This is a genomic window from Curtobacterium sp. MCLR17_040, assembly GCF_003234735.1.
GTDB classification, from domain to species: Bacteria; Actinomycetota; Actinomycetes; order Actinomycetales; family Microbacteriaceae; genus Curtobacterium; species Curtobacterium flaccumfaciens.
Window position 1 is genome coordinate 1 of record NZ_QKTE01000036.1, and the last position, 5,359, is coordinate 5,359.

The 5,359-nt window shown below is 74.9% G+C and carries 7 protein-coding genes; 6 read left to right on the forward strand and 1 reads right to left on the reverse strand.

Features of this window, described 5'->3' with window-relative positions; all coding sequences use genetic code 11:
* Nucleotides 1-50 precede the first annotated feature (50 nt).
* From DEJ01_RS17805 to DEJ01_RS17825, 5 genes are all read left to right on the forward strand, one after another.
* Nucleotides 51-938 carry an NUDIX domain-containing protein gene (locus DEJ01_RS17805; protein ID WP_111093773.1) on the forward strand — a complete coding sequence of 296 codons (888 nt, stop codon included), beginning with the start codon at nt 51-53 and terminating at the stop codon, nt 936-938.
* Between the two features lie 102 nt (nt 939-1,040).
* Nucleotides 1,041-1,787 carry a phosphotransferase enzyme family protein gene (locus tag DEJ01_RS17810; RefSeq protein WP_181438499.1) on the forward strand — a complete coding sequence of 249 codons (747 nt, stop codon included), beginning with the start codon at nt 1,041-1,043 and terminating at the stop codon, nt 1,785-1,787.
* The gene (locus DEJ01_RS17815; protein ID WP_111093775.1) at nt 1,784-2,860 is read left to right on the forward strand and encodes a winged helix DNA-binding domain-containing protein; all 1,077 of its coding nucleotides are present in this window, start codon (nt 1,784-1,786) and stop codon (nt 2,858-2,860) included. Before DEJ01_RS17810 ends, DEJ01_RS17815 begins: the two co-directional genes overlap by 4 nt.
* Before the next feature lie 173 nt (nt 2,861-3,033).
* Nucleotides 3,034-3,963: a DnaJ domain-containing protein gene (locus DEJ01_RS17820; protein WP_111093776.1), complete on the forward strand. Its 930-nt coding sequence runs from the start codon at nt 3,034-3,036 to the stop codon at nt 3,961-3,963.
* 93 nt (nt 3,964-4,056) lie between these two features.
* Nucleotides 4,057-4,434: a hypothetical protein gene (locus DEJ01_RS17825; RefSeq protein ID WP_181438500.1), complete on the forward strand. Its 378-nt coding sequence runs from the start codon at nt 4,057-4,059 to the stop codon at nt 4,432-4,434.
* Here the strand turns inward: DEJ01_RS17825 and DEJ01_RS17830 are convergent.
* Nucleotides 4,428-4,790 carry an RNA-binding S4 domain-containing protein gene (locus DEJ01_RS17830; RefSeq protein WP_111093777.1) on the reverse strand — a complete coding sequence of 121 codons (363 nt, stop codon included), beginning with the start codon at nt 4,788-4,790 and terminating at the stop codon, nt 4,428-4,430. The genes DEJ01_RS17825 and DEJ01_RS17830 overlap by 7 nt on opposite strands.
* A 33-nt stretch (nt 4,791-4,823) precedes the next feature.
* Between DEJ01_RS17830 and DEJ01_RS17835 the strand changes: the two genes are divergently transcribed.
* Complete coding sequence (locus DEJ01_RS17835) at nt 4,824-5,081, forward strand: hypothetical protein (RefSeq protein WP_258375754.1); 258 nt, start codon at nt 4,824-4,826, stop codon at nt 5,079-5,081.
* Nucleotides 5,082-5,359 lie beyond the last annotated feature (278 nt).

Here is a 5,359-nt window from a genome sequence, read left to right on the forward strand (position 1 = left end):
GTGTATAAGAGACAGCACCCGGCCCCCGCGACCCCGGCGACGCCTGGGCGGTGGGCCCCGACGGCACCAAGGCGTGGGGACGCTTCGGCGCCGCCGGCCTGCTCGTCGACGACGGCGCCGGCCGCGTGCTCCTGCAGCACCGCGTCGAGTGGAGCCACCACGGCGGCACCTGGGGCATCCCCGGCGGCGCACGGCACCAGGGCGAAGCAGCGGTGACCGCCGCCCTCCGCGAATCCGCCGAAGAGGCCGGTGTCCCCGACGACGCGATCGCCCTGCGCCACACGGCGCTGCTCGACCTGGGCTTCTGGACCTACACGACCGTCGTGGGGCGCGCCTCCCGACCCTTCGAACCCGTCATCGCCGACCGCGAGAGCCTCGCCCTGTCGTGGATCCCGATCGACCAGGTCGACGACCTGCCCCTGCACCCCGGCTTCGGCAGGTCGTGGCCGGCGCTCCGCGCCACGATCGCGACCACCCCGCACGTCGTCGTCGACGCGGCGAACGTCGTCGGCAGCGTGCCCGACGGCTGGTGGAAGGACCGACCCGGTGCCGCATCGCGCCTGTTGGAACAGGTGTCGGCGCTCGCCGTGGGCGGGGTCTCCGCATCGGTGCTCGACCTGCCGTTCGCACGGTGGTGGCCGCGGTGGACCGTGGTGCTCGAGGGGGAGGCCCGGGCCGCTGCGGACGTGGGCGGTGCTGGTGGAGACGGCGGTGCGGACCGCGCTGTCGGCGCTGACCGCGGCGCCGCCACCGGCGCTGTCGACGTCGTCCGTGCTCCGGCTTCCGGCGACGACGCCATCGTCGAGTCCGCGCAGGCCGCGGTGCAGGCCGGCGACGGGCCGGTCGTCGTCGTGACGGCCGACCGCGAGCTCCGCGACCGCGTCGAGGCCCTCGGCGCGGTCGTCCACGGGCCGTCCTGGTTGCGCGACCAGCTGTAGCCGCCTGGACCGCCGTGTTCCGGATGGTGACCGAGCGGCCGTCGGTCGCTGCCGGTACGCTGGCCCTCCGTCAACGGAGACGCAACACGCAGGAGGTTCCCCTTGGAGCGCATCACCAGGGCCGACGACCGAGTCCACCGCCCCGCCGGGCCGTGGACCCCCACGGTGCACCGGCTGCTCGCCCACCTGCACGAGCAGGGGTTCGTCGCAGCCCCGGAACCGATCGCCCTCGGTGACACCCTCGAGACGGTCTCGTTCGTCCCCGGTGTCGCGGGCGAGTACCCCTGGACCGAGGACATCGCCAGCGAGGCCGCCCTCGTCACCAGCGCCCGCCTGCTCCGCCAGTTCCACGACGCCGCCGCCAGCTTCCCGCGCAGCGCAACCGACGACCTCTGGTCGCAGGCCGACCGTGCCCCCGTCGAGACGATCGTGCACGGCGACTTCGCCCCGTACAACTGCGTCTACGACGGCATCGCCGCCGTCGGCCTGATCGACTTCGACACCGCGCACCCCGGGCCACGCGTCTGGGACGTCGCGAGTGCCGTCTACCGGTTCGCACCGTTCACCACCGGCGCCGTCGAGGGATCGACGGCCCCCGACCTCGACGAGCGGCTCGCGCGGGCCGCCGAGTTCTGCCGCGCCTACGCCCTCGACGACCGCTCCCGCAGCGTCCTGGCCGAGACGATGATCGCGTCCCTCGTCGCCCTGGTCACGACGATCGAGCACGAGGCCGCCGCCGGCAACCCGAAGTTCGTCAGCGACCTGCAGCACGGCCACGCCGACCTGTACCGCGCCGACGTCGCCTACCTGGAGCAGCACGCCGCCGCCGTCACCGCCGCCGTCGCGTGACCACCAGCGCCGCGCGGCTCCGCACGGCGCGCTTCGCGGCGCAGGGCATCGCGGTGCCCGGACTGCGACCCACCGAGGTCGTCGAGCGGATGCTGGCGGTGCAGGGGCAGGACCTCGGCCAGGTGCTCTGGGCCATCGGGGTCCGCGCTCCCGGATCGTCGCGGGACGACGTCCGCGAGGCCTTCGACCGCGGGGAACTCGTCCGCTCGTGGCCGATGCGCGGCACCCTGCACGCCCTGCGCCCCGACGACCTGCGCCTGCTGCTCTCGCTCACCGCCGAACGGACGCTCCGCACGATCGCCCGACGCGCCGCCGAGCTCGGCATCGACGACGCCCTGCTCGGCCGGGCCCGGGACGCGACGATCGCGGCCCTGGTCGGTGGTCGCGCGCTGGTCCGGGACGACCTGTTCGCGGCGTACCGCGCTGCGGGCATCGACCCGGCCGGAGGCCGCGGCTACCACCTGGTCCTGCAGCTCGCGCAGGAGGGCCTCGTCGCCTGGGGCCCCACCGCCCGCGTCGGGCAGGGGCTCGTGCTGCTCGACGAGTGGGCACCCGCCACCGCTGACCCGCCGGACCGCGACGAAGCCCTCCGCCGGGTCCTGCTCGGGTACCTGCGCGGCCGTGGCCCCGCGACCGAGGCCGACGCCGCGAGCTGGACGAAGCTGCCGCTCGGTGACCTCCGCCGAGCGCGGGCGGCGGCGGGGAACGCGGTGGAGGACCTCGGCGACGGGCTCCTCGACCTCGCCGACCGGCCGGCAGCCGCGCGCACCCCCACCGGGCACCTGCTCCCCGGCTTCGACGAGTACCTGCTCGGGTACGCCGACCGGTCCGCGCAGCTCGACCCCGCGCACGCCGACCGGGTCGTCCCCGGGGCCAACGGCATGTTCCTGCCGATGGCCGTCGTCCGCGGTCGCGTCGTCGGCACCTGGAAGCGCACCGAGCGCCGGGCCGGGCACCTCGTCACCGTCACACCCTTCGGTGCCCTCGACGCGGCATCGGTCCGCGCGCTCGAGGCGGCGGCCGCGCGGTACGCGGCGTTCCTCGGAGCGCCGGTCGGGACCACGGTGGTCTGACGCGACCACCTGCGGACCGTGTGCCGAGGCTGCCTGGCCGCACCGCTCCTCTCCCCACCGGCACGGCCGCCCCGCCGCTGGCGCGTCGGTGCGGAACCGGCGGCGTGGGCCCAGACCGCACCCAGCAACCATGCGGCGGACTCCGACACTGCCTCCGGTAATGTCGCAGGGCCATGACGGACAGCCCGGCCGACGCCACCCCCTACGAAGTCCTCGGCGTCCCCGCGACGGCTGACGACGAAGCGCTCCGCCGTGCCTACCGGCGGGCCGCCCGCGAGACGCACCCCGACCTCGGCGGCGACGCCCAGCGCTTCCGCCAGGTCCAGCTCGCATGGGAGCGCATCGGCACACCGGCGGCCCGGCGCGCGTACGACGTCGGGTCCCGCGCGTACGGCGCGTCCGGGGCGACCGCCGGCAGGGGTGACACCGGTCGCGAAGCCTACGCACCCCCGGCAGCACGTCGCGACACCCGACCCCGGGCTCGGTCCCACGGACACCCCGGCGGTCGGTCGCGCGAGGTCTTCCTGCAGGCCGAACGCGAGTGGGTCGGCCTCGGCGACCCCATCGAGGACCCCTACGACCCCACGCTCATCCGCTCCGCGCCCCGACACATCCGGCGCCTGCTCGCCGAGGCCCTGGCCGAAGAAGCGACCGCCCTGATCGTCTCCGACATGGGGATCGGCGTCACGGTGTGGCACGACCTCGACGCCGGGGCCGAGGGCAAGCTCGACCACGCCGTCCTGACCCCGAGCGGGCTCTGGGCCGTCGAGTCCATCGACTGGGGCGCTCCGGTCCGCGTCGAGCACGGCGAGATTGTCGGCGACACGCTCGCGCCGGGGGAGCGACCCGTCAAGGAACTCGTCCGTGCCGCCCGTGCCGTGCAGAAGCAGACCCGGGTGCGGTTCTCCGGGCGGCTGCTCGTCGTGCCGGACGCCGCCGTCACCGAGGACGTGCAGCTCGTCGGCTCGCCGAAGAAGCCCACCGCGCTCGTCGTCCGCCGGAGTGCGCTCGCCCAGGTGCTGAACGGCGTCTGGTCGCCGGCCGGTTCCGTCGACGTGTTCGAGATCCGCGACCGCCTGCAGCAGACCGTCCGCTTCGTCTGACCCTGACGCCTGCGGCCTGACGCGTGGCGCTGGCCCCGGGCTCCGGGCTCCGGGCTCCGACCGTCACCGTCCGACGCGTCGTACGATCACGGCATGCGCGAAGAGGTCGTCGTCGTGGTCGGCGGATGGGAGCACGACTGCTGCGGGCCCGCCTACGAACGGCAGGCCACGGCGGCGTTCACCGCGTACGGAAGGACGCCGCGGTTTGCCGAGTCCCGGCACCACGACGACCCGTTCGGCATCACGGAGTTCCGTGGTCGGGTGGCCGATCTGTTCGTCGTCGCGGAGGACGGCACCCGCATCCCCGTCCACCGCATCCCGTCCGGTCGCGCGCTGGGCGGATCCGATCCGGACGACGACGGGCACCTCGAGGTGCCCTGGACCGGAGAACGGATCGAGGTCGAGTCCGACACGTTCGAGATCGTGGTCGATGTCCACGTGCCCGGGTCCGGGTCCGCGAAGCGTCAGTAGCCGCGGAGCTTCTCGAGGTCGCGGCGCTCCCGCTTGCTCGGCCGTCCGGCGCCGCGATCGCGCATCGGGACGAAGCCGGCCTCTTCCATCGACAGCCGCGGCGGGGTCTTGTCCTCGAAGTGCTTCGCCGCCTCGGGGGCGCTCGTCCGCTTCAGGATGATGCCGGTGACCATGACGATGCGGTCGAAGCCGTTCTGGCGCACCCGCACCTCGTCGCCGGGGCCGATCGGCTGCGCCGGCTTCGCGCGCTCCCCGTTCACCCGGACGTGACCGGCCTTGCACGCGGCAGTCGCGGCCGACCGGGTCTTGGTGATCCGGACGGCCCAGATCCAGCTGTCGACCCGGGCCTTCTCCATGCCGACACTCTAGGCGGCCCGTACCCTGGGGCGGTGCATGCGGACGAACAGGCGGCGATCGCCCGGGCCCGTGCGCTCGGGGTGCTGCACGACGCCGCGATCGGGGACCGCCTGGTGGTCCGGGCGCACCACGGGGACGGCGCGCAGGACGCCCTCGGCGACCTGGTCGCCCGGACGCCCGACGCCGTGACGATCGCGACCCGCCGCGGCCCGGTCGAGGTCCAGCTCGCCGACGTCGTCGCCGCGAAGCCCGTCCCGCCGCCCCCGCCCGCGCGGCCTGCTCGACGCTGACGCGCTCGGCTCGCACCGTGCGGACTTGTCGTGCTGTCGAGCCGGGGTCGCACGGTGCGGACTTCGTCGGCGGGTGCGTCGTCGGAGGCTCGGTGCGGGGTTGTGGTGCCGCACGGAGCCACCAGCCCCGCACGGTGTGGCGGAGGCGGCACCGTGCGGGATTCGCGGAGCCGGGGTCGCACGGTGCGGACTTCGTCGGCGGGTGCGTCGTCGGAGGCTCGGTGCGGGGTTGTGGTGCCGCACGGAGCCACCAGCCCCGCACGGTGTGGCGGAGGCGG

What these genes read in the sequence shown, in the direction of transcription:
- DEJ01_RS17820 (WP_111093776.1), top strand. Translation starts at nt 3,034, where the DNA reads ATGACGGACAGCCCGGCCGACGCCACCCCCTACGAAGTCCTCGGCGTC.
- DEJ01_RS17825 (WP_181438500.1), top strand. Translation starts at nt 4,057, where the DNA reads ATGCGCGAAGAGGTCGTCGTCGTGGTCGGCGGATGGGAGCACGACTGC.
- DEJ01_RS17830 (WP_111093777.1), bottom strand. Translation starts at nt 4,790, where the DNA reads ATGGAGAAGGCCCGGGTCGACAGCTGGATCTGGGCCGTCCGGATCACC.